Annotated in this window: 17 protein-coding genes and 2 riboswitches; of the genes, 2 read left to right on the top strand and 15 right to left on the bottom strand. The window is 67.4% G+C overall.

The window, feature by feature from the left end; translation table 11 throughout:
• Positions 1-5: 5 nt before the first annotated feature.
• The gene (locus ACVW16_RS30855) at positions 6-2,354 is read right to left on the bottom strand and encodes a TonB-dependent receptor domain-containing protein (protein ID WP_456734641.1); all 2,349 of its coding nucleotides are present in this window, start codon (positions 2,352-2,354) and stop codon (positions 6-8) included.
• A 116-nt stretch (positions 2,355-2,470) separates the two neighbouring features.
• A riboswitch (cobalamin riboswitch) is annotated at positions 2,471-2,673 on the bottom strand.
• A gap of 73 nt (positions 2,674-2,746) precedes the next feature.
• Between ACVW16_RS30855 and ACVW16_RS30850 the strand changes: the two genes are divergently transcribed.
• Positions 2,747-3,319: a histidine phosphatase family protein gene (locus tag ACVW16_RS30850; RefSeq protein WP_456734640.1), complete on the top strand. Its 573-nt coding sequence runs from the start codon at positions 2,747-2,749 to the stop codon at positions 3,317-3,319.
• Here ACVW16_RS30850 and cobT read toward each other — a convergent pair.
• From cobT to cbiE, 7 genes are read right to left on the bottom strand one after another with little or no spacing between them, the layout of a single operon-like run.
• Positions 3,312-4,364: a nicotinate-nucleotide--dimethylbenzimidazole phosphoribosyltransferase gene (gene cobT, locus ACVW16_RS30845; RefSeq protein WP_456734639.1), complete on the bottom strand. Its 1,053-nt coding sequence runs from the start codon at positions 4,362-4,364 to the stop codon at positions 3,312-3,314. The genes ACVW16_RS30850 and cobT overlap by 8 nt on opposite strands.
• Positions 4,365-4,374: 10 nt before the next feature.
• Positions 4,375-5,124: a precorrin-6A synthase (deacetylating) gene (gene cobF, locus ACVW16_RS30840; RefSeq protein WP_456734638.1), complete on the bottom strand. Its 750-nt coding sequence runs from the start codon at positions 5,122-5,124 to the stop codon at positions 4,375-4,377.
• Positions 5,121-5,852 carry a uroporphyrinogen-III C-methyltransferase gene (gene cobA / locus ACVW16_RS30835; protein WP_456734637.1) on the bottom strand — a complete coding sequence of 244 codons (732 nt, stop codon included), beginning with the start codon at positions 5,850-5,852 and terminating at the stop codon, positions 5,121-5,123. Before cobA ends, cobF begins: the two co-directional genes overlap by 4 nt.
• Positions 5,849-7,159 (bottom strand): cobyrinate a,c-diamide synthase, encoded by a 1,311-nt coding sequence (locus ACVW16_RS30830; RefSeq protein WP_456734636.1) that lies wholly within the window; start codon positions 7,157-7,159, stop codon positions 5,849-5,851. Before ACVW16_RS30830 ends, cobA begins: the two co-directional genes overlap by 4 nt.
• Positions 7,159-7,941, bottom strand: coding sequence for a precorrin-4 C(11)-methyltransferase (cobM, locus tag ACVW16_RS30825; protein WP_456734635.1), 783 nt, complete (start codon positions 7,939-7,941; stop codon positions 7,159-7,161). Before cobM ends, ACVW16_RS30830 begins: the two co-directional genes overlap by 1 nt.
• Complete coding sequence (locus ACVW16_RS30820) at positions 7,938-8,306, bottom strand: cobalamin biosynthesis protein (RefSeq protein WP_456734634.1); 369 nt, start codon at positions 8,304-8,306, stop codon at positions 7,938-7,940. Before ACVW16_RS30820 ends, cobM begins: the two co-directional genes overlap by 4 nt.
• A complete protein-coding gene (gene cbiE, locus ACVW16_RS30815; RefSeq protein ID WP_456738142.1) occupies positions 8,303-9,484 on the bottom strand; it encodes a precorrin-6y C5,15-methyltransferase (decarboxylating) subunit CbiE in 1,182 nt (393 codons plus the stop codon). Before cbiE ends, ACVW16_RS30820 begins: the two co-directional genes overlap by 4 nt.
• A 10-nt stretch (positions 9,485-9,494) precedes the next feature.
• Between cbiE and ACVW16_RS30810 the strand changes: the two genes are divergently transcribed.
• The gene (locus ACVW16_RS30810) at positions 9,495-10,241 is read left to right on the top strand and encodes a cobalt-precorrin-6A reductase (protein ID WP_456702750.1); all 747 of its coding nucleotides are present in this window, start codon (positions 9,495-9,497) and stop codon (positions 10,239-10,241) included.
• Here the strand turns inward: ACVW16_RS30810 and cobJ are convergent.
• Genes cobJ through ACVW16_RS30775 form a run of 7 tightly spaced genes read right to left on the bottom strand, consistent with a single transcriptional unit; the run spans position 10,217 to position 18,106 of the window.
• Positions 10,217-10,951: a precorrin-3B C(17)-methyltransferase gene (gene cobJ / locus ACVW16_RS30805; protein ID WP_456734633.1), complete on the bottom strand. Its 735-nt coding sequence runs from the start codon at positions 10,949-10,951 to the stop codon at positions 10,217-10,219. The two genes, ACVW16_RS30810 and cobJ, sit on opposite strands and share 25 nt — an antisense overlap.
• Complete coding sequence (locus tag ACVW16_RS30800) at positions 10,948-11,679, bottom strand: precorrin-2 C(20)-methyltransferase (protein WP_456734632.1); 732 nt, start codon at positions 11,677-11,679, stop codon at positions 10,948-10,950. The genes cobJ and ACVW16_RS30800 overlap by 4 nt, the downstream gene beginning before the upstream one ends.
• A 2-nt stretch (positions 11,680-11,681) precedes the next feature.
• Positions 11,682-12,311, bottom strand: a complete 630-nt coding sequence (locus ACVW16_RS30795) for a precorrin-8X methylmutase (protein WP_456734631.1) — start codon at positions 12,309-12,311, stop codon at positions 11,682-11,684.
• Positions 12,311-13,462, bottom strand: a complete 1,152-nt coding sequence (gene cobG / locus ACVW16_RS30790) for a precorrin-3B synthase (protein ID WP_456734630.1) — start codon at positions 13,460-13,462, stop codon at positions 12,311-12,313. The genes ACVW16_RS30795 and cobG overlap by 1 nt, the downstream gene beginning before the upstream one ends.
• Positions 13,459-16,701 (bottom strand): cobaltochelatase subunit CobN, encoded by a 3,243-nt coding sequence (cobN, locus tag ACVW16_RS30785; RefSeq protein WP_456734629.1) that lies wholly within the window; start codon positions 16,699-16,701, stop codon positions 13,459-13,461. The genes cobG and cobN overlap by 4 nt, the downstream gene beginning before the upstream one ends.
• Positions 16,701-17,735 carry a cobalamin biosynthesis protein CobW gene (gene cobW / locus ACVW16_RS30780; RefSeq protein WP_456702744.1) on the bottom strand — a complete coding sequence of 345 codons (1,035 nt, stop codon included), beginning with the start codon at positions 17,733-17,735 and terminating at the stop codon, positions 16,701-16,703. Before cobW ends, cobN begins: the two co-directional genes overlap by 1 nt.
• Complete coding sequence (locus tag ACVW16_RS30775; protein WP_456734628.1) at positions 17,732-18,106, bottom strand: DUF1636 family protein; 375 nt, start codon at positions 18,104-18,106, stop codon at positions 17,732-17,734. The genes cobW and ACVW16_RS30775 overlap by 4 nt, the downstream gene beginning before the upstream one ends.
• A 96-nt stretch (positions 18,107-18,202) precedes the next feature.
• A riboswitch (cobalamin riboswitch) is annotated at positions 18,203-18,421 on the bottom strand.
• Positions 18,422-18,443: the final 22 nt, after the last annotated feature.

The raw sequence follows: 18,443 nt of genomic DNA, 5'->3' as shown, positions 1-18,443 counted from the left end.
GCGCCCTACCATTTGAAAGCCGCGGAGATTTCGTAGGTTCGCGGCGCGCCCAGCAGGACCTGGTCGGGATAGAACGGGTCACCCCAGATCGCATAGCGCCTGTCGGTGAAGTTGCGGACCCGGAAGGCCAGGCGAGCCTGGTCGACGGCAAAGAAGACCGTCTTGGGGACGTCGACGAAGGCGTAGAGATCGCCGACCGTGTAGGCATTCATGGTCACGGCGTTGGCATCGCTGTTGTAGCGGTCGCCGACATGGCGGCCGACGATGCCGAGCTCCACGGGCCACGGCGTCGCGAAGCGCCAGGATGCGCCCGCATTGGCGACGACGCGCGGCACATTCGGCGGCGTGTTGCCGGAGAACGAGCCGCCGGCAAAATCATAATCGGCATAGCGCGCATCGACATAGGCGACGTTGCCCCAGAGACGCAAAGGCTCGATTGGGCGGATCGATCCGGCGAGCTCGACGCCCTTGGACTCCTGCCGCCCCGCGATGTTGAGCGTCATGCCGCCGGCCGCCGCATAGACATTCTTGCGCAGGATGTCGTAGGCCGAGAACGACCACTCCGCCCTGTTGTCCCAAAACACGTGCTTGACACCGGTCTCGTAGGTGCGCGCGGTGGTCAGATCCAGATTCTGGGTCGGCGCGAGCAAGAAGATGTTGTTGGCCGAGATGTCGGCACCGGTGGCGTACTGGCTGAAAAAGGTCAGGCCGGGAACGGCTTCCCAGGTGTAGCCGATGCGACCGGTGACGGGCGCCCAGTCCTTTGTGAACGGGAAGCTCGCCTTCTCCAGGCCGTTGACGTCGGTCGAGTTGCGATCGAGCCCGATATGCTCGACGCGCAGGCCGCCGATGAGCGAGAAGGTCCGCGTCAGCTTCAGCCGGTCCTCGAACGACAGCGCCTCGTTGTCGATCCGCGCTGTCTGCTGCTGCGTCGTGAGTAAGCCGTAGAGGCCGCGGTCGGGATCGACCAGCGAGACAAAATCGTTCGGGAAGTTTGCCGCGCCCGGCCGGACGAAGTCGAGGTAGCTCGACGACAGCGTCGTGACCATGCGGTTGTCGAAACCCGCGATGTTGGCGTCCCAGACCAGATCAGTGATGTTGCCGACGAGGCGCTGGCTGTGCGCGACATAGAAGCGCTCGCGATAGACCTGGTTGTTTGTGGAATTGAACGCCTCGATCTCGTTGTTGAACCAGCTGCGCTCGGCGTCATAGCCGTAGGCTTGGCTCTTCAGCGTCAGGTCGGGCGCCAGCTTCAGCTCGAAACCGCCGCGCAGCCACACTTCCTGCGCAACGTTTCTATTGTCGAGGACATTGTAGTTCGTATTGAAGGTACGGTCATCGATGGTGACGGCCCCAAGGTCGGTTCTGTTGAAATAGCTGCCGGAGACGATGCCGCTCGTCGCGTGCGAACCGCTGAAGGCCGCCGACACCAGCGGCGCGCCCCAATAGGCTTTTGAACGGTCCTCGCGATACTCGATCGCCCCCCAGACCTTGAGGCTGTCGGAGATGCGGTCATTGAGCTGGCCGGAGACGTCGAGTGTCTTGGTATTGGTGTCGTCGGCAAAGCCGTTGAGCGAGGACCGGCTGACGTCGAAACGGTAGTCCAGACCCTGCACGTTGGTGCTACCCCCGGAACCGTAATGCGTACGGAAGGAATTCAAGGAATCGAACGAAAAGTCTGCTTCGTTCTGGATCTGCCCCGTGCGCGGCTGCTTGCTCACGAAATTGATGGCGCCGCCTGCGGCGCCCTCGCCCGACATCAGCGAGGCCGGACCTTTGAGGATTTCCACGGCTTCGAGATTGGCCGTGTCCATGATCCGCGAGGTCATGTTCTGCGGACCGATCTTGATGCCGTTGTAGAGCGTGTTGATCTGGCTGTTGGTGAAGCCGCGCATCGAGAACGCGGACGGCTCGGCCGGATTGTCTCCGGCAGTGACCCCGACCGCGCCTTGCGCGACGTCGGAGACGGTGCGGTAGCCCTGCTCGCGGATGGTCTCGGCGCGGATGACCTCGACGGTTGCCGGCGTCTCGCGCACCGTCAGGCCGAGGCGCGAAGCGCTCTCCGCGACCGCGTTGCTGTTGAGTGGCGTTGGCGCTGCGGAATTCGGCACGACCGGCTTGGACGCGGTCGACGCGGTCGAGGGTCGCCGCACGGCCCTACGGCGCGCGCTCTCTGCACTTTGGCCATTGGGTTTGGCCTGCTTGCGCGATTGCGGCGGCGACACCTCCACGGGCGGCAGGGGCTCGCGGGCCTGCTGCGCCAGGGCAGCCGTCATGTCGATGGTAGCGAAAGATGTGAGAGCGGCGGACGCCAGCAGAAGGCGGCGTGGTCGTACAATACGGATGGAAGACACGGTCCTGGACCTCGGTGTGACGTCAGTGGCACGTCACCGCGAACCAAGGTCCCACCATCAGGCTGTCAGCCTTCCGATGAAGCCGAATGTCTGTACTCCCCGACCGACATCTTCGCGTGTGACCACGGCTGACGGCAGGTCTCCTGGCTCGCGGGTCGTGACCGCTTCGTCGCCTTCCCGGGACCGAGGACCCAGTGGCTTTTCGACGAAGGATTCACCGCTTACAGTTGCGGGGGCAGCTGCGGCATTGGGGGCAACGTCCCCGCACCGCATTCCCTTTTCATCCCCTTTCGGGGAAACCGTCACCGCCATCTAGGATTACGGCGAAGACAGAGTCAATGTGCCGGATGCGGCGATATTGCCGCGGCGGCGAGCTTCCCTGGGAGATCTGCATGGAAGGCGAGACCTTCCTTTGGCTGATACGCCATGCCCGCGTCGACGGTGTCGCGGGGACCATCCATGCGGCCGACGCTCCGGCCGATCTCGACGATCGCGCGCAGCTCGAGGCGCTGCGCCGTCTTCTGCCGCCGAATGCGGCGAGCTATGCCAGCCCGGCGCGCCGCACGGTCGAGACGGCGCGGGCGCTGGGGCTTGAGCCTGAACTGATGCCCGAATTCGGCGAGCAGGATTTTGGCGGCTGGACCGGCCGCCGGCATGACGAGCTCGCAGCCAGCGGGGGCGAAACCTATGCGCAGTTCTGGAGTGATCCGGCACGCCGACGGCCACCAGGTGGAGAGAGTTTTGAGGATCAGGTCGCGCGCGTCCGGCTCGGGCTTGCGCCGATAGGTGCCGGCCCCGCAACGCTCGTCGTGCATTCCGGCACCATCCGCGCCGCCCTCTGCATCGCCCTCGATCTCCCGCCGCAAGCAGCCTTGCGCTTCGTGATCGATCCGCTGTCACTGACCCGGATCGACCGGCTCGCGACCGGATGGCGGGTTGTGTCAGTCAATCGGCAAGTCAGCTAGCTCTGTCCGGCACATTGGCCTGCGCGAACGTCGCCATGTCATTGTGCAGCGCGCAGGCCGAACGCACCAGCGGCAGGGCGATCGCGGCGCCCGACCCCTCGCCGAGCCGGAGATCGAGGCTGATCAGCGGCTGCACGTTCAGCGCGCGCAGCACCAGCCGATGCCCCTGTTCCGCCGACTGGTGTGACGGCAGCAGGAACGGCTGGCACGACGGGTTCAGCCGCACCGCCGCGAGCGCCGCTACCGAGACGATGAACCCGTCGATCAGCACGGGAATTCGCGCTTGCGCGGCCGCGATGATGGCCCCGGATATGGCCGCGATCTCGAAACCGCCCACGGCGCACAGGATTTTTTCGGGCGCCGCGCCGGCCACGCCATGACGCGCGATCGCGGCATCGATCACGCGCGCCTTGTGCACGCGCCCCGCCGCATCGACGCCGGTGCCGTGGCCTGCGATCTCTTCGGCGCTGATGCCGAGCAGGCCTGCGGCGATCGCCGCAGACGTCGTGGTGTTGCCGATACCCATCTCGCCGAAGATCAGGAGATCGGGTTGATTGGCCTTCGCTCGCGTGACTGCGCGCTGACCGGCCTCGAAGGCGAATGCCAGCTCGGCGAGCGTGAGCGCAGGCTCAATGCTGAAATCCCGCGTGCCGTGACGCGGCTTGTCCGTGACGATATCTGGCATCGGCTCTTGCGCCAGCGTTCCCGCGTCAACAACTTCAAGCGTCGAGCCGAGCTCGCGTGCCAGCACCGAGATCGCAGCGCCGCCCGAGGCAAAATTCGCCATCATCGCAATGGTGACGGCCTGCGGATAGGCCGACACGCCCTGGGCGACAATGCCGTGATCGCCGGCGAAGATGATGATCGGCACGCGTGCCGCGCGGGGGCGTTCGGTCGCTTGCAGACCGCCAAGCTCGATCGCGAGCTGCTCGAGTCGGCCGAGCGCGCCCGTCGGCTTTGTCAGTTGCGCCTGCCGCGCGATCGCCGCATCGCGATGAACAGCTGATGGCTCAGGGCAGTTTTGAGTGATCCATTCAGGGAGCATGCTGCCTCGCTTATGGCCTGCGTTTGAGAATATAACAGTCCATGATCCAGCCGTGCCGCTCGCGCGCATCCTGCCGCGCCGCCACGATGCGCGGACCAATATCGGCCAGCGCGCCGGACATGATGATCTGATCGGCCATGCCGAGATAGGCACCCCACCAGATTTGAATTCTGTCAGGATCGAGCGACTGGAACGCGGTGCCGCCGTCGAGCATCACAACGACCGTATCGACGCCTTCAGGCCAGCCGCCTTCGCGCAGGCGCCGTCCCGTCGTGACCAGAAAGGGCTCACCGATGTCATTGAGCGGCAGCGCATGCGCCGCGCAAAGCGCCTGGATCGAGGTGATACCCGGCACGACCTCAATGGTCGGCTGGGGAGCGAGCCGCTGCGCAATACGCAGCGAGGAATCGTAGAGGGACGGATCACCCCAGATCAGCAGCGCGACCTTGCCGTCACCGCCGAGATGATCGGCTATCGTCCGCGACCACGTGGCGGCGACCGCATCGTGCCAATCGTCAACGCCCTTGCGATAGTCGGCTTCGAGCGCGTCGCGCACGGGAAGCTCGAATTCCGCAATGCGCGTGGTGGCAGTGGTGAGCACGTCCGCGCAAATCGTTCGCCTGAGATCAGCGAGATCAGACTTCGCGGTGCCCTTGCGCGGGATCAGGACAAGATCGGCAGCATTGATGGCGTGAACAGCCGCGCGCGTGAGCTGCGCGGGATCGCCGCAACCGATGCCGATCAGCGAGAGGGTCATCATGATGATCCGCCCCCCGCCAGCGCGCCGAACATGATGACGGCCGCCGTGGACGCCGCGCCGCCGCGCGCCAGCTGCGCGGCCAGCTCGGCGATCGTGGTGCGCACTATCAGCTGGTCGGCGCGGCCAAGCGATTCCGCGAACAGTGCCGGAGTGCCAGGTGACAGACCGTGCTCGATCAATTTCGAGACCAGCGCCGGAAAGGTGCGTCGGCCCATATAGACCACCGTCGTTGCATCCGGATCGGCCAGCGCCGCCCAATTTAGATTCGGCGGCAGCTCGCCGGTGACATCGGCCCCGGTCACGAACTGCACCCGGCGCGAGGTATGGCGACGCGTCAGGGGAATGCCGGCTTGCGCGGCGGCCACGCAGGCCGAAGTGACGCCGGGAATGATCTCGTAGCCGATGCCCGCCTCGCGCAGCGTCTCCAGCTCCTCCTCGAGCCGGCCAAAGATGCCGGCATCGCCCGACTTCAACCGCACGACGCGGACGCCGGTGGCGGCATAATCGACCAGCAGCCGATTGACATGGTGCTGCTTGGTCGAAGGCCGCCCTGCACGTTTGCCGACCGCGACGAGATTGGCGCCGGGCCGCGCCAGGTCGAGGATCGCGCCGGAGGCGAGATCGTCATAGAGCACGACGTCGGCCTCGCGCAGCCGCGCGGCGCCCTTGACCGTGAGAAGCTCGGGATCGCCGGGGCCGGCGGAGACGAAGGAGACAAAGCCGCTCACCGGTCCTCCGCGATCAGATGGAAGAACGTGCCGGTGGCGTGGCCACGCCGCGAGCCGGCCTCGGCGATGACCGCACCGGCTGCGTCGTGCACCACCGCCAGCGGCGTATCAGGCTGGGCGAGGATCGTCGAATAGTGGAATTCATGCCCGCGCAGCCGCGCACCGGCCTGATGCCCCGGCATCGGCGCTGAGAGCGTGGCGAGACGATAGCCCAGATGCATGCGGCGCTTGGCAAAGCTCGTCTCCAGTCCGAGCAGACCCGTCATCTCATGACGGATACCTTCGGCATCGGTCAAAGCGGTGCCCAGCACCATATACCCCCCGCATTCGCCGTGCACCGGCCGTGTCTCGGCGAAGGCACGTAGGCCGTTGTGGAAGCGCGCATTGGCGGAGATCTTGCCGGCATGAAGCTCGGGATAGCCGCCGGGCAGCCAGCAGACATCGGCGCCCGCATCCGGCGCTTCATCGGCGAGCGGCGAGAATGTCGAGATCTCCGCGCCGGCCGCGCGCCAGGCTTCCAGCATGTGCGGGTAGACGAAGGAGAATGCGGCATCGCGGGCAAGCGCGATGCGCTGGCCGGGCGGCGTCACGTTCAGGCCATCGCTGGCTGATCGCACCGACCAGTCGGCAGCCGAGCGCAGCACCGCATCGAGATCGACATGCTCGGCGACGAAGCGCGCGGCCTCGTCGATCAGCTTGCCGATCTCCGCCTGCTCCTCGGCCTGCACCAGGCCGAGATGCCGTTTCGGCAGGCTGATCTCGGCATGGCGCGGCAGTGCGCCGAAGACGGCGATGCCGACGTCGTTGAGCGCGCGCCGCACGAGCTCTTCATGGCGCGGGCTCGCCACACGATTGAGCACGACGCCGGCAAGGCGCAGACCGGCGCGGTAATCGCGCAGGCCCGCCGCGATCGCCGCCGCCGTCTGCGCCTGTCCCGAGGGATCGATCACCAAAACCACCGGCCAGCCCAGCATCTCCGCGATGTCAGCGGTGGCGCCGGTGCCGGAAACACCGCGCACGGCAACGCCGTCGAACAGGCCCATCGAGCCCTCGGCGAGCACGATGTCCGCATCGCTGCCGCGGCTGACGAGATGCGCGATGGTCGCGCGGTCCATCGCCCAGCTGTCGACGTTGACGGAGGCACGGCCCGTGGCCGCGGCATGGAAGGCGGGATCGATATAGTCGGGCCCGCTCTTGAAGCACTGCACCTTCAATCCGCGATTGCGCCAGGCGCGCGCCAGCGCGAGCGTCAGCGTGGTCTTGCCGACGCCGGACGCTGGCGCGGATATGACGAGGCCCGCCGCCATCACGATGCCTCCGGGAAGCGCGGCTCGGCACCGATCGGGCGATAGCGCCGATCGTAGTCGGCGGCGTAGAGCCGGCTCTCGTCAAACTCCGCAGCGCCAAGCGTCTTGCCGACCAGGATCAAGGCGGTGCGCTCCATCTCCGTACCGACGGCGGCATCGAGCGTTGCCAGCGTCGCGCGGACGATGCGCTGGTCCGGCCAGCTCGCGCGCCAGACGATGGCGACTGGACAGCCGGCACCGTAGTGCGGCGTGAGCTCGGCGGCGACCTGGCCGAGCAGATGGATCGACAAATGAATCGCGAGCACCGCGCCCGTCGCGGCGAACGCGGCTAGCTTCTCGCCCTCTGGCATCGCACTGGCGCGGCCCGGCGTGCGGGTCAGCACGACCGACTGCGCGAGCCCAGGCAAGGTCAGCTCGGCTTCGAGGGCGGCGGCGGCCGCGGAGAACGACGGCACGCCCGGCGTGATCGTGACGGGAATGCCGAGCGCGCGCAGCCGGCGAAGCTGCTCGCCCATCGCCGACCAGATCGAGAGATCGCCCGAATGCAGCCGCGCGACGTCCTTGCCCTGCGCGTGCGCCGCGCCGATCTCGGCGATGATATCGTCGAGCGACAGCGGCGCCGTGTTGACGATGCGCGCACCTGGCGGGCAATGCGCCAACACGCCTTCGGGCACCAGCGATCCCGCATAGAGACAAACCGGACAGGCCGCGATCAAGTCCCGGCCACGCAGCGTCAGTAAGTCCGGAGCGCCCGGTCCGGCGCCGATGAAATGCACCGTCATGGGCCGTCTCCTTCCGCGATCGCAGCCGTCGCGGTGCGATCCTGCGAGATCGCGCGTGTCCCGATCAATCGCGCGTGCGGGCCGGCGGCAGCGAGCGCCGCTGCCTCGGCGAGGGATCCCGTACCAAATTTTTCGGTGACGAGCTTCGATTGCGTCGGCGTGTCGATACGAGCCAATATGTCGGCCGGTACCGCCTTGATCGGCACGCCGCATTCCAGCGCAAGCAGTATCAACGCCTCCGCATCGGCCTTCTCGCTGACAGTAGCCACAGCGGTGAGCCCTTCGGGACCGCCGGCTGCCAGCAGCGCTTCGCGCAACGAGGCCAGCGTCACATCTCTCTTGAATCCGAGCCCGGCGATTTTCATCGGACCGTACTCCACTGCAGCAACGGCCGTGCCGCCTCCCACGAGCGGTAACGGCCGAGCGGAGCGGCATGCGCGATCTCGACCCGCATCAACTCGCCACCATGCTGCCGGTGCAATCCGCCGAGCAGCGCCTCGGTCTCCAGCGTCACGGCATGCGCGACGAGCCGCGCGCCCGGTGAAAGACGCGACCAGATCGCATCGAACATCGCGCGATCGAGGCCGCCGCCGACGAAGATGGCATCGGGTGCCTCCAACGCGGCAAGTGCTTCGGGCGCCGTTCCCGTGATGATGGTGATCCGGTGCGTCAGCCCGAACGCCGCCGCATTGCTGCGGATGTTCGCAACGCGATCCTCGCGCGCCTCGATCGCAGTCGCCGCCCCCCCGCACAGCGCCCACTCCACCGAGATCGAGCCTGAGCCTGCGCCGATATCCCATAGGCGCTCGCCGGGGCGCGGCGCCAGCGCGGAGAGCGCGAGCGCGCGTACCGGCCGTTTGGTGATCTGGCCATCATGGACAAAGAGATCGTCTCGAAGACCTGAGCTGCGGGGAATCCCCTGCCCGCCTATCGCCAGGACCGCCACCGCAACGAGATTGCCGGCAATATCCTCGGCAAAGCGATCGGCGCGGTGCCGGTCGATGTATTCGCGCGGGCCGCCAAGCGCCTCGAGGGTCCATACGAGCGAGGCACCCCATCCTCGTTGCGTCAGCCATTTCGCCAGTTCGCCGACCGTCTTTCCGTCGCGCAGAAGGCAAATGATCCGCGCATCTTGCGCCAGATGGGCGATCAGACGCTCGAACGGCGCGGCGTGGAGCCCGAGACAGACGACGGACTCGAGCCGCCAGCCCAGCCGCGCGGCCGCGAGCGAGAAGGTCGATGGCGCCGGATATGCGATCCACTCGTCGCTGCCGAGCTTCTCGGCGAGGCCCGCGCCGGCGCCGTGCCAGAAGGGATCGCCGGAGGCGAGCACCGCCGTCGGCCGGCCGCGACAGCTCAACACGATGTCGGCATCGAACGGCACCGGCCACGCGCGGCCGCGGCTTCCTACGTCTGCAAGTGCAAGATGGCGCTCGCCGCCGAACACGGTTTCCGCGTTGGCGAGCGCCTTTCGGCTTGCGTCCGGCAGCCCGGCAAGGCCATCTTCGCCGATACCGATGATGCTCAGCCAGGGATCAGCCAAGGACTCAGCCATGATTCGCGCCCTCATTCTGGGCGGAATTGCCGATGCGAACGTGCTCGCCGCGGAGATCGCGCGCGTGGGCATTGACGCCGTGTATTCCTATGGTGGCCGCACGCGGGTCCCGGCGGATCAGCCGCTGCCGACCCGCATCGGCGGTTTTGGCGGCGTGAGCGGGCTTGCCGGCTACATCAAGCGCGAACGCATCACCCATGTGATCGACGCGACGCATCCCTTCGCGGCCGAGATGAGCCGTCACGCCATCGAAGCGTGCGCTGAGACCGGCACGCCGCTGATCGCGCTGGAGCGCGCGCCCTGGAGCAAGACGCCCGGCGACATCTGGATTGAGGCCAGCGATGTCAATGCTGCGGCGGCTGCGCTGCCCGAAGCGCCGGCAAACGTCTTCCTCGCCATCGGCCGCCAGCACATCGCCCCGTTCGCCGCCAGGCCGCAGCATGCCTACACGCTGCGGTTCGTCGATCCGCCGGAGGCGCCCCTGCCCTTCGCCGCCGATGTCATCGTATCGCGCGGGCCGTTCACGCTCGAGGGCGAACTGGAGATGCTGCGCACGCGCGGCATCGCATGGATCGTCGCCCGCAACTCCGGCGGCGACGGCGCCCGCGCCAAGATCGACGCCGCGCGCAGGCTTGGCCTGCCCGTGATCATGATCTCGCGGCCGCAATTGCCCGAGCGGCTGCGGGTCGAGAGCGTCGCCGAGGTGATGCAGTGGCTCGATCATCGGACCTGCCTCGGCGCATAGACCCAGCGACCGACGCGGCGCGTCTGCGAATTGCCGACGATGACAAGCGTGCGCATGTCGGCCATCTCCGGCGTCGCATCGTTTAGCGTAACCGTCACGATTTTTTCGTCGGCAGCGCTGATCGCGCGCGCGAAGATCGCAAGGCGCTCACCACAGCCGGCTTCCTTCAACACCAAGAGCGCGCGACCAAATCCATCCGGCCGGCTCGCCGAGCGGGGATTGTACATCGCGATCGAAAAATCAGCTTCCGCGGCGAGCCGCAGCCGCTTCTCGATCACCGCCCATGGTTTGAGATTGTCGGAGAGGTTGATCGCGCAGAAATCGTGGCCGAGTGGCGCGCCGGCGCGCGCCGCCGCCGCCAGCATCGCGGTGATCCCCGGGAGCACGCGGATCGGCAGGTCCTGATATTGCGGCGCCAGTTCGAGCGCTTCGAACACGGCAGCGGCCATCGCGAAGACGCCGGGGTCGCCGGAGGAGACGACAACCACCTCGCCGCCATCGGCCGCGAGCCGCAGAGCCTCGGCGGCCCGTTGAAGTTCCGCACGATTATCGGACGGATGCAGGGTGAGCCCGGGCCGCGGCGCCACGCGCGAAACGTAAGGCGCATAGCCCAAGATGTCGGTCGCGGTAGCAAGCGCGGCCGAGACCTCCGGCGTCACCAGCGCGTCACTGCCAGGGCCGAGGCCCGCGATGGTGAGCGTGCCACTCATTCGGCGGCGTCCGGATGCCGGCCCTTACCGTGCACGAGCACGATCGCGAAGTAAGGACACTCAGTGGTATCGATCTCGGAAAGCCGCACCACGCGCTCGCCAGGCATGGTGCCGCGCTCGACCAGCCAGGCATCGTCCAGCCGGCCCGCGGATGCAAGCGCGCGGCGCACCTTCGCGAGATTGCGGCCGGTCTTCATGATGACGAGCGCATCGGAATCGCGCATGCGCCGCTCGAGTTCCTCTTCGGCGAGCGTGCCCATCAGCACCGTCGTCACGTCGTCGCCGAGCGCAATCGGCTGTCCCACGCCGTTCCAGCAGCCGACCATGCCGGGAATGCCGGCGATCACCTCGATCTCGACGCGGCCCTGCAGGCGCGTGTGCAGGTGCATGAAGGAGCCGTAGAAATAGGGATCGCCCTCGCACAGCACGATGACGTCGACTGCGCGCGAGAGCCGCGCCAGGCGCTCGGCCCATTCCTCGTAGAAGCCTGATAGCAGCTGGACATACTCCGGGCCATCGAAGGCGATCTCCGTGGTCACCGGATATTCCATGGGATATTCGGTGACGTCGGCAGCCAGCATCGCCTCGACGATGCGCCGCGCCTGGCCCGGCCTACCCTTCTTGCGGAAATAGGCGACGTGCTTCGCGCCGCGCACGGTACGATCGGCGCGCACGCTCATCAGATCGGGATCACCGGGTCCCAGACCGCAGCAGATGATGCGTCCCATCTCTATTCGCTCCGGCTCGCCAGCGCGTTCACGGCAGCGACCGTGATGGCGGAGCCGCCGAGGCGGCCTTCGACCGTCAGCGCCGGCACGGGTGGATCGGCCATCAGCGCGGCCTTGGATTCGGCCGCGCCGACGAAGCCGACCGGGCAGCCGATGATGGCCGCTGGCCGCGGGCAGTCGCGGTCCTCGAGCATGTTGAGCAGATGAAACAACGCCGTCGGCGCATTGCCGATCGCGACGATCGCGCCGTCGAGATGCGGGCGCCACAGTTCCAGCGCCGCGGCCGAGCGCGTGTTGCGCATCGACTGCGCCAGCGCAGGAACGGCCTCCTCGCCGAGCGTGCAGATCACCGCGTTGGCCGCGGGCAGTCGCGCGCGCGTAATGCCTTCGGACACCATGCGCGCATCGCACAGGATCGGCGCGCCCTTCTGCAAGGCCGCGCGCGCGGCGGTCGCCATGCCGGGCGTGAAGCGGATATGCGCTTCGAGACCAACCATGCCGGCGGCGTGGATCATCCGCACCACGACCTGTTCTTCGTCGGCTTTGAAGCGCCCCAGATCGGCCTCGGCCCTGATGGTCGCAAAGGATTGCCGATAGATCGCAACGCCGTCCGTCTCGTAAGTATGCGGCATCAGTGGCCCCGCATCAGGATGGAGGGATCGCTGATCATGTCGTCGCGGTCGAGACCGCGCAGAACAGGCAGGTCGCGGGTCGAGCCGCCGCGCACGAGATCGAACCCGGTCGCCGTCGCCACCAGCGTGATCGCGGCCGCGCCGGAATGGGCGCAGCCCTTGGCGCAGCCGGAGACATGCAGCTGGGCAGCTGCCCCGATATCAGGCGCGAGCGCCGCGGCCAGCGCGCGGGTATCGGCATGGGCCTCGCGGCAGCGCGGCGCGCCGCTACAGGCGATGACGCGCAGCGCCGGGTCGTCAGGCTCGGTGATGAGGCCCGAGGCTGACGGCATCGTCCGCGTGCCCTCGCTCAAGACCATCCGCCACGGCGTCATCCGCAGCGCATGCCCGCAGCCGGAGAGCTGGTGGAGCGTCGTATGCGGCACCTGCCCGAAGGCGATCCCGACCATCGCCCCGTGCGGATAGAGACCGGGGCGCACAGCTGCCGTGATCGGCGCCGGCTCCGCCTCGCCACGTAGCGCCTCAGGCAGTTTTGCGCCCGCGGCAAGATGCGTTGCCATCCGCCCGCGTCCGCCCGAGGCGATAAACCAGCGAGCGACAGCAAGTGCGGTGGTCACCGCTTCGCCGCGCGCGACGCAGCGGCCGAACCTTGCGCCATCGGCACGCACCATGAGACCGCCTGCCGCGTCGCGCTCGATCCGCACATCGGCGGAATTGCCCGCGAGCACGCGCGAGGTGCCGTCATCGATGGCGAAGCCGAATTTCGTCGGCAACGCGAGCGCAGAGTCCGCCAGCGCCTCTTCGAGCTCCGCGACAAGCGCCTGGGTCTCGTCGCCGCCGCGCCAGAACGGGGTGACCAGGATATTGCGCCGGGATTCGGTGTCGGCGTCAGGGTCCAGCAGCGCCAGCTGTGCGAGACCATCAAGCAGCCGCCGATGGCTGCTCTCGCTGACGCCTCGGATCTGGAGATTGGCTCGGCTGGTCACGTCGATCAGACCATTGCCATGGCGCTCGGCGAGACGCGCGAGCCCGGCGGCCTGTTCCGCGTCGACGCGGCCGCCGAACGGGCGCACGCGGACCACGAGCCCGTCGCCCGATTGCATCGGCCTGATAGCGCCGGGGCACCAGCCCTTCACTGACGCCACGCTCATGACGCCTCCTTCAGCGCGGCCGCGATCGAGTTGCGGCGCGTTCGCCAGAGCGAAGCCTCGTGCAGGCGGGTGAAGCAGGTCTCCATCGCGGCGAGCGCCGACGGGTTTTCGCGCGCCATGAAGGCGCGGACATGGGCATCGCCGAGCGTCGCGTCATAATACAGATCGAACAGATGCGGCGGTACGGCGCCGGCGAGATGGGCGAAGGCCGCCATGTGCTCCAGCGTCGCAGTGACCTCCGCCGCGCCGCGAAAACCGTGCCGCATCATGCCGGCGATCCAGGCCGGATTGGCAGCGCGGGCGCGCACGACGCGGGAGATTTCTTCCGTCAGCGTACGCGCGTGCGGCTCGTCGGGGCGCGTGGTGTCGAGGTGATAGAGCGATGGCCCTGCTGCGCCGAGATGCGCCGCCGCCGCGGCGATGCCGGCCTCGTGCGCGGCATAGTCGGCGGCGAGCAGCAGATCGGTCTCCGGCAGATCCTGGAGGTGAACGAACGCATCGGCGGACGCGAGCCGCTGCTCGATGCCCGCGCGATCCGGCTTGATCTCGCCATCGGCGGAAAACGCCCAGGACGAGGCCGACAGCCAGGCTTCACCGGCGGCATCGCGCGTCTCGGGCGAGAAGGCATCGGGGATCGCCGAAAGGCCGACGCCGTATTGTCCGGGACGCGGCGCGAACACGCGGGAGGCGCGGTGGCGATAGGGATTCGCCTCGCCCTCCTCGCGCGATGCGAGCGCCTCGGTGGCGGCTTCGAACATCTGGGCAAGGCCCGGGAAGACGTCGCGGAACAGGCCCGAGACACGCAGCGTGACGTCGATGCGGGGACGGCCGAGCTCGGCCGGCGCGATGATGTCGTAGCCGGTGACGCGTCCGGAGGCATGATCCCAGCGCGGCGCGAGACCGGCGAGATGCAGCGCCATCGCGAATTCCTCGCCCGCGGTGCGCATGGTGGCCGAGCCCCAGAGATCGACGACCAGACCCTTCGGCCAATCGCCGTGATCCTGCAGGTGACGGCGCAGCAGCTCTTCGGCGAGTTTGATCCCCTGCGCATGCGCCGACGATGTCGGCACCGCGCGGGGATCGACGGCGAAGAGATTGCGCCCCGTCGGCATGACGTCCTGACGCCCGCGATACGGCGAGCCTGCCGGGCCCGACGCGATGCGCTGGCCTGCAAGCGCCGCGCACAGCGCATCCCGCTCGGCGTCACCGCAGGCGCCGCGGCCGAATACATGCAGGCCGTCGCCGAATTGGCTTTCCTTGAGATCACAGACGAAGCGGTCGATGCGAGGGATGGCTTCAGCCGGTGCGGCCGAAGCATCCAGGCCGAGATCGTCTTCGAGACCCGCCGCACGCGCCTCCTCGCGGATCGCCGCGATCAGGCGCTGGCGACGCGCGGGATCGAGACCATCGGCGGTCGAATATTCGTCGAGCAGACGTTCGAGCCGGCGCAAGCCGTCAGGCACGGCAGATTGTTCCAGCGGCGGCGGCAGATGGCCGATGGTGATGGCACCAATGCGCCGCTTGGCCTGCGCGGCCTCGCCGGGATCGTTGACGATAAAGGGATAGATGACGGGCAGATCGCCGACCAGCGCCTCCGGCCAGCAGTGTGAGGACAGCGCCACGGATTTCCCGGGCAGCCATTCCAGAGTGCCATGCGCGCCCATATGCACGACGGCATCAATCCCCTGCCCGCGGAGCCAGAGATGGAACGCGACATAGGCATGGCGCGGTGTGCGGGCGAGATCGTGATAGTCGGAATCGCGCGTAGCCGCATCGCCGCGCTCGGGCTGGACTGCGATGATCGATCGGCCGCACGGGATCGCAGCGAAGTGGAAGGCGCCGTCACGGCAGCTCGGATCGTTCTCCGGCGCGCCCCAGGCTCGCGCGAGATCGTCCTGCAAGGCTTGCGGCAGGCGCGAAAGCGCCGCGCGATAGTCGGCAACGCTCCACGTCAATTTTTGCTTGATCAGCGTCTCGCCAAGCGCTCCGACGGGCGAAAGGTTGAAGCCACCATCGGCAAGATCAGACGCCAAGGCTTCCACCGAGGCCAGCGCATCGAGACCAACCGCATGCGCGATCTGGTGCGGTCGTCCCGGATAGTTCGAGAGCACGATCGCCAGCTGCTTCTCCGCAGCGGGCTTCTCGGCCAGGCGATGCCAGGCCGCAACACGTGCCGCAACGGCCCTCACGCGCTCCTCATCCGGCCGATGAGCCAGATGCGAGAACTGCAGATCGGGATCGCGCATCCCGGCCGATTTGAAACTCGCCACGCCCGCAAACAGGCGGCCGTCGACCTCCGGCAGCACCACATGCATCGCGAGATCGCCGGGCGACAGGCCGCGCAGCGACTCCGTCCAGTCCTCGCGCTGCGCCGATGAGAGCGCGACCTGGAACACGGGGCACGGCGCGGCATCGAACGGCGTCGTGCCGTCGTCGCCCCTCGCCGAGAACGCCGTCGCATTGACGATCGCGGCAGGAGGATTCCTGGCGAGATGGTCTCGCAGCCAGTCAGCGACGCCCGCGGCCTTCAGCGAGGTGACGAACACGCCATAGGCGTCAAACCCCTTCTCGCGCAGCGCAGCGATCAACGCGTCGATCGGCCCAGTGTCCGCGGCAGTGAGGTAAGAGCGATAGAACGTCACCAGCGCGGACGGCTTCCCCCCGCTCGGGACGGCGGCGATCACGCCTCGCGCGGAATCGTAAAAGCCCATCTCGGGCACGGTCATTTCGCCGACGACGGGCCCGGCATAGAGACCCGAGGCCAGCGCAAGCTGCGCAATCGCCGCCTGCGCCGCAACGGGACCGCCGGTGTCGCACAGCACCTTGAGCCGGCGCAGCGTCGAGACCGGCAAAGTCGAATAAGCGTCGAGCCTGATATCGTCGCGGCCATCGGCCGGCAGCACGGCGAGCACGATATTGCGATCTTTTGCCAGTTGCTGGAGTGCCGCGAGCCCGTAGGGCCAATAAGACTCGCCTCCAATCAAGCGCACCAGAATGCCACGCGCCTGCGACAGCGTGCGCTCGATATAGGTGTCGACCGAGAGCGGATGACGTAGTTCCGCGAGATTGGCGAGCCGCAACGACGGCAGGCTGTCACGGCCACGCCGCCAGCCCGCTGCAAAGGCGGCAAGGTCGGAATCCGAGAACGAGAGCACCACGAGATCGGCCGGGTCCTGGCCGATGTCCCTTGGCGTCGCGGTCTCCTCCAGACCGCGGCTCTCGCGGAAGACGACGTGCATCAGACTCCCAATCCCGCCTTGATCGCAGCCTCGTCGATATCGCCGTGCTCGCCGATCACGACGAGCTTTGATTGCCTGAGACCTGCGCCCCAGGGCCTGTCGAACTGGTGGCGCACGCGCTCGCCGACCGCTTGCAGCAGCAGCCGCATCGGCTTGCCCGCGACCGCGATATAGCCCTTGGCGCGCAGCACGTTCTGCTCGCGCGCCAGCTTCTGGACCGATGCGAGCAACGCATCGACGTCAGCAATCTCAGGGAGATCGATCACGAGAGAGGCGAAATCGTCGTGCTCGTGCTCCTCCTCGCCGTCGTGATGCGAGGGACGCGCGGCGAGATCGTTCTCGGCGGCGGCGCCAAGGCCAAGGATGACGCGTGCGTCGATCGCACCATCGGTAATGGGCAGCATCGGCACGCGGCGCGGCATCTCGGCGGTGATCGCGGCCTTGGCGGCTTCAATGCCCGCAGCACCCGCAAGATCGGCCTTGGTGAGCAGCACGATGTCGGCGCAGGCGATCTGATCCTCGAACACCTCCGACAGCGGCGTCTCGTGATCGAGATTCCCGTCGGCCGCGCGTTGCGCTTCGACGGCATCCGGGTCCGGTGCAAAACGGCCGGCGGCGACAGCCTCGGCATCGGCGAGCGCGATCACACCGTCCACGGTGATGCGCGAGCGGATCTCGGGCCAGTCGAATGCCTTCAGCAGCGGTTTCGGCAATGCCAGGCCCGAGGTCTCGATCAGGATGTGATCGGGCTTCACAGGGCGAGCGAGCAACTTCTCCATGGTCGGAATGAAATCGTCGGCAACGGTGCAGCAGATGCAGCCATTGGCTAGCTCGACGATGTTCTCTTCCGGACAGTTCTCGTCGGCGCAGGACTTCAGGATCTCGCCGTCGACCCCCTCGCTGCCGAACTCGTTGACCAGCACGGCGAGCTTCTTGCCGCCGGGATTTCCGAGCAGATGCTGGATCAACGTCGTCTTGCCGGAGCCGAGAAAGCCGGTGACGACGGTCACCGGGACTTTTGCGAGCGAGTTCATTCGGCGGCCTCCGGCAACGCGACAATGGGGGGAATGCGGGCAAGCGATTGCTTGCGGAAGATTTCAGGCCGGCTGCGCCAGGGCACGAGGCCATCTGGCGCGGCGGCATACGCGGCGGCGCCGGCAACGACGTCCTGCGCGTTGGCATCCGAGAGCCGGCCGTAGACATAGGACCAGCGGCCGGGCGCGCTGAGCGCGACCGAGCAACCCTGGCTACAGGCAGAGAGGCATTCGACGGGAACCAGTTTGACACCGTCGGGAACACCGGCCTCGAGGATCGCGCCATGCAGACGCTTGCCGGGCGTAACCTCGCCTTCGCCGAGCGTCTGGCCGGCGCGACAGGTGATGCAGACATGCAGTGTGACGGTCATCGCCTCTTCCAGAAGTATCAGCCGGAGGCGAAGAGGCCCACGAACCGTTCTTGCGAAGGCTCGTTTCCCCGTCGCGGAACACCCCGTCCGCCGGTCCAAAAATCGTCCGCGCTGGCAGGTCTCCCGGCTTGCGGAGCAGGGCTTTGCCCTTCGATCCCCGCCTTCCCGATCCCCTGGGGGTTCAGTGGCTTTGGGCATCTCTCCGGTCACGGTCGCGGGGGCGGCTGCATTTTGGACCCAATCTTGCCGATTCGGACCCTATCGCATTCCCTCTTCGCCTGTCATAGGACAGGAACCAACGCCGGGCCACCATTTGCCCCCGGCCGCCTCTTGTCAA

The sequence above is a fragment of the Bradyrhizobium sp. USDA 4474 genome, from assembly GCF_054057515.1.
Note: the sequence above shows the minus strand (reverse complement) of the source record. Positions and strands in the feature narration are given on the sequence as shown.

Coding starts and splice junctions, on each gene's coding strand:
- ACVW16_RS30850 (WP_456734640.1), top strand. CDS start 2,747: ATGGAAGGCGAGACCTTCCTTTGGCTGATACGCCATGCCCGCGTCGAC.
- cobT (WP_456734639.1), bottom strand. CDS start 4,364: ATGCTCCCTGAATGGATCACTCAAAACTGCCCTGAGCCATCAGCTGTT.
- cobF (WP_456734638.1), bottom strand. CDS start 5,124: ATGATGACCCTCTCGCTGATCGGCATCGGTTGCGGCGATCCCGCGCAG.
- ACVW16_RS30830 (WP_456734636.1), bottom strand. CDS start 7,159: ATGGCGGCGGGCCTCGTCATATCCGCGCCAGCGTCCGGCGTCGGCAAG.
- cobM (WP_456734635.1), bottom strand. CDS start 7,941: ATGACGGTGCATTTCATCGGCGCCGGACCGGGCGCTCCGGACTTACTG.
- ACVW16_RS30820 (WP_456734634.1), bottom strand. CDS start 8,306: ATGAAAATCGCCGGGCTCGGATTCAAGAGAGATGTGACGCTGGCCTCG.
- ACVW16_RS30810 (WP_456702750.1), top strand. CDS start 9,495: ATGATTCGCGCCCTCATTCTGGGCGGAATTGCCGATGCGAACGTGCTC.
- cobJ (WP_456734633.1), bottom strand. CDS start 10,951: ATGAGTGGCACGCTCACCATCGCGGGCCTCGGCCCTGGCAGTGACGCG.
- ACVW16_RS30800 (WP_456734632.1), bottom strand. CDS start 11,679: ATGGGACGCATCATCTGCTGCGGTCTGGGACCCGGTGATCCCGATCTG.
- ACVW16_RS30795 (WP_456734631.1), bottom strand. CDS start 12,311: ATGCCGCATACTTACGAGACGGACGGCGTTGCGATCTATCGGCAATCC.
- cobG (WP_456734630.1), bottom strand. CDS start 13,462: ATGAGCGTGGCGTCAGTGAAGGGCTGGTGCCCCGGCGCTATCAGGCCG.
- cobN (WP_456734629.1), bottom strand. CDS start 16,701: ATGCACGTCGTCTTCCGCGAGAGCCGCGGTCTGGAGGAGACCGCGACG.
- cobW (WP_456702744.1), bottom strand. CDS start 17,735: ATGAACTCGCTCGCAAAAGTCCCGGTGACCGTCGTCACCGGCTTTCTC.
- ACVW16_RS30775 (WP_456734628.1), bottom strand. CDS start 18,106: ATGACCGTCACACTGCATGTCTGCATCACCTGTCGCGCCGGCCAGACG.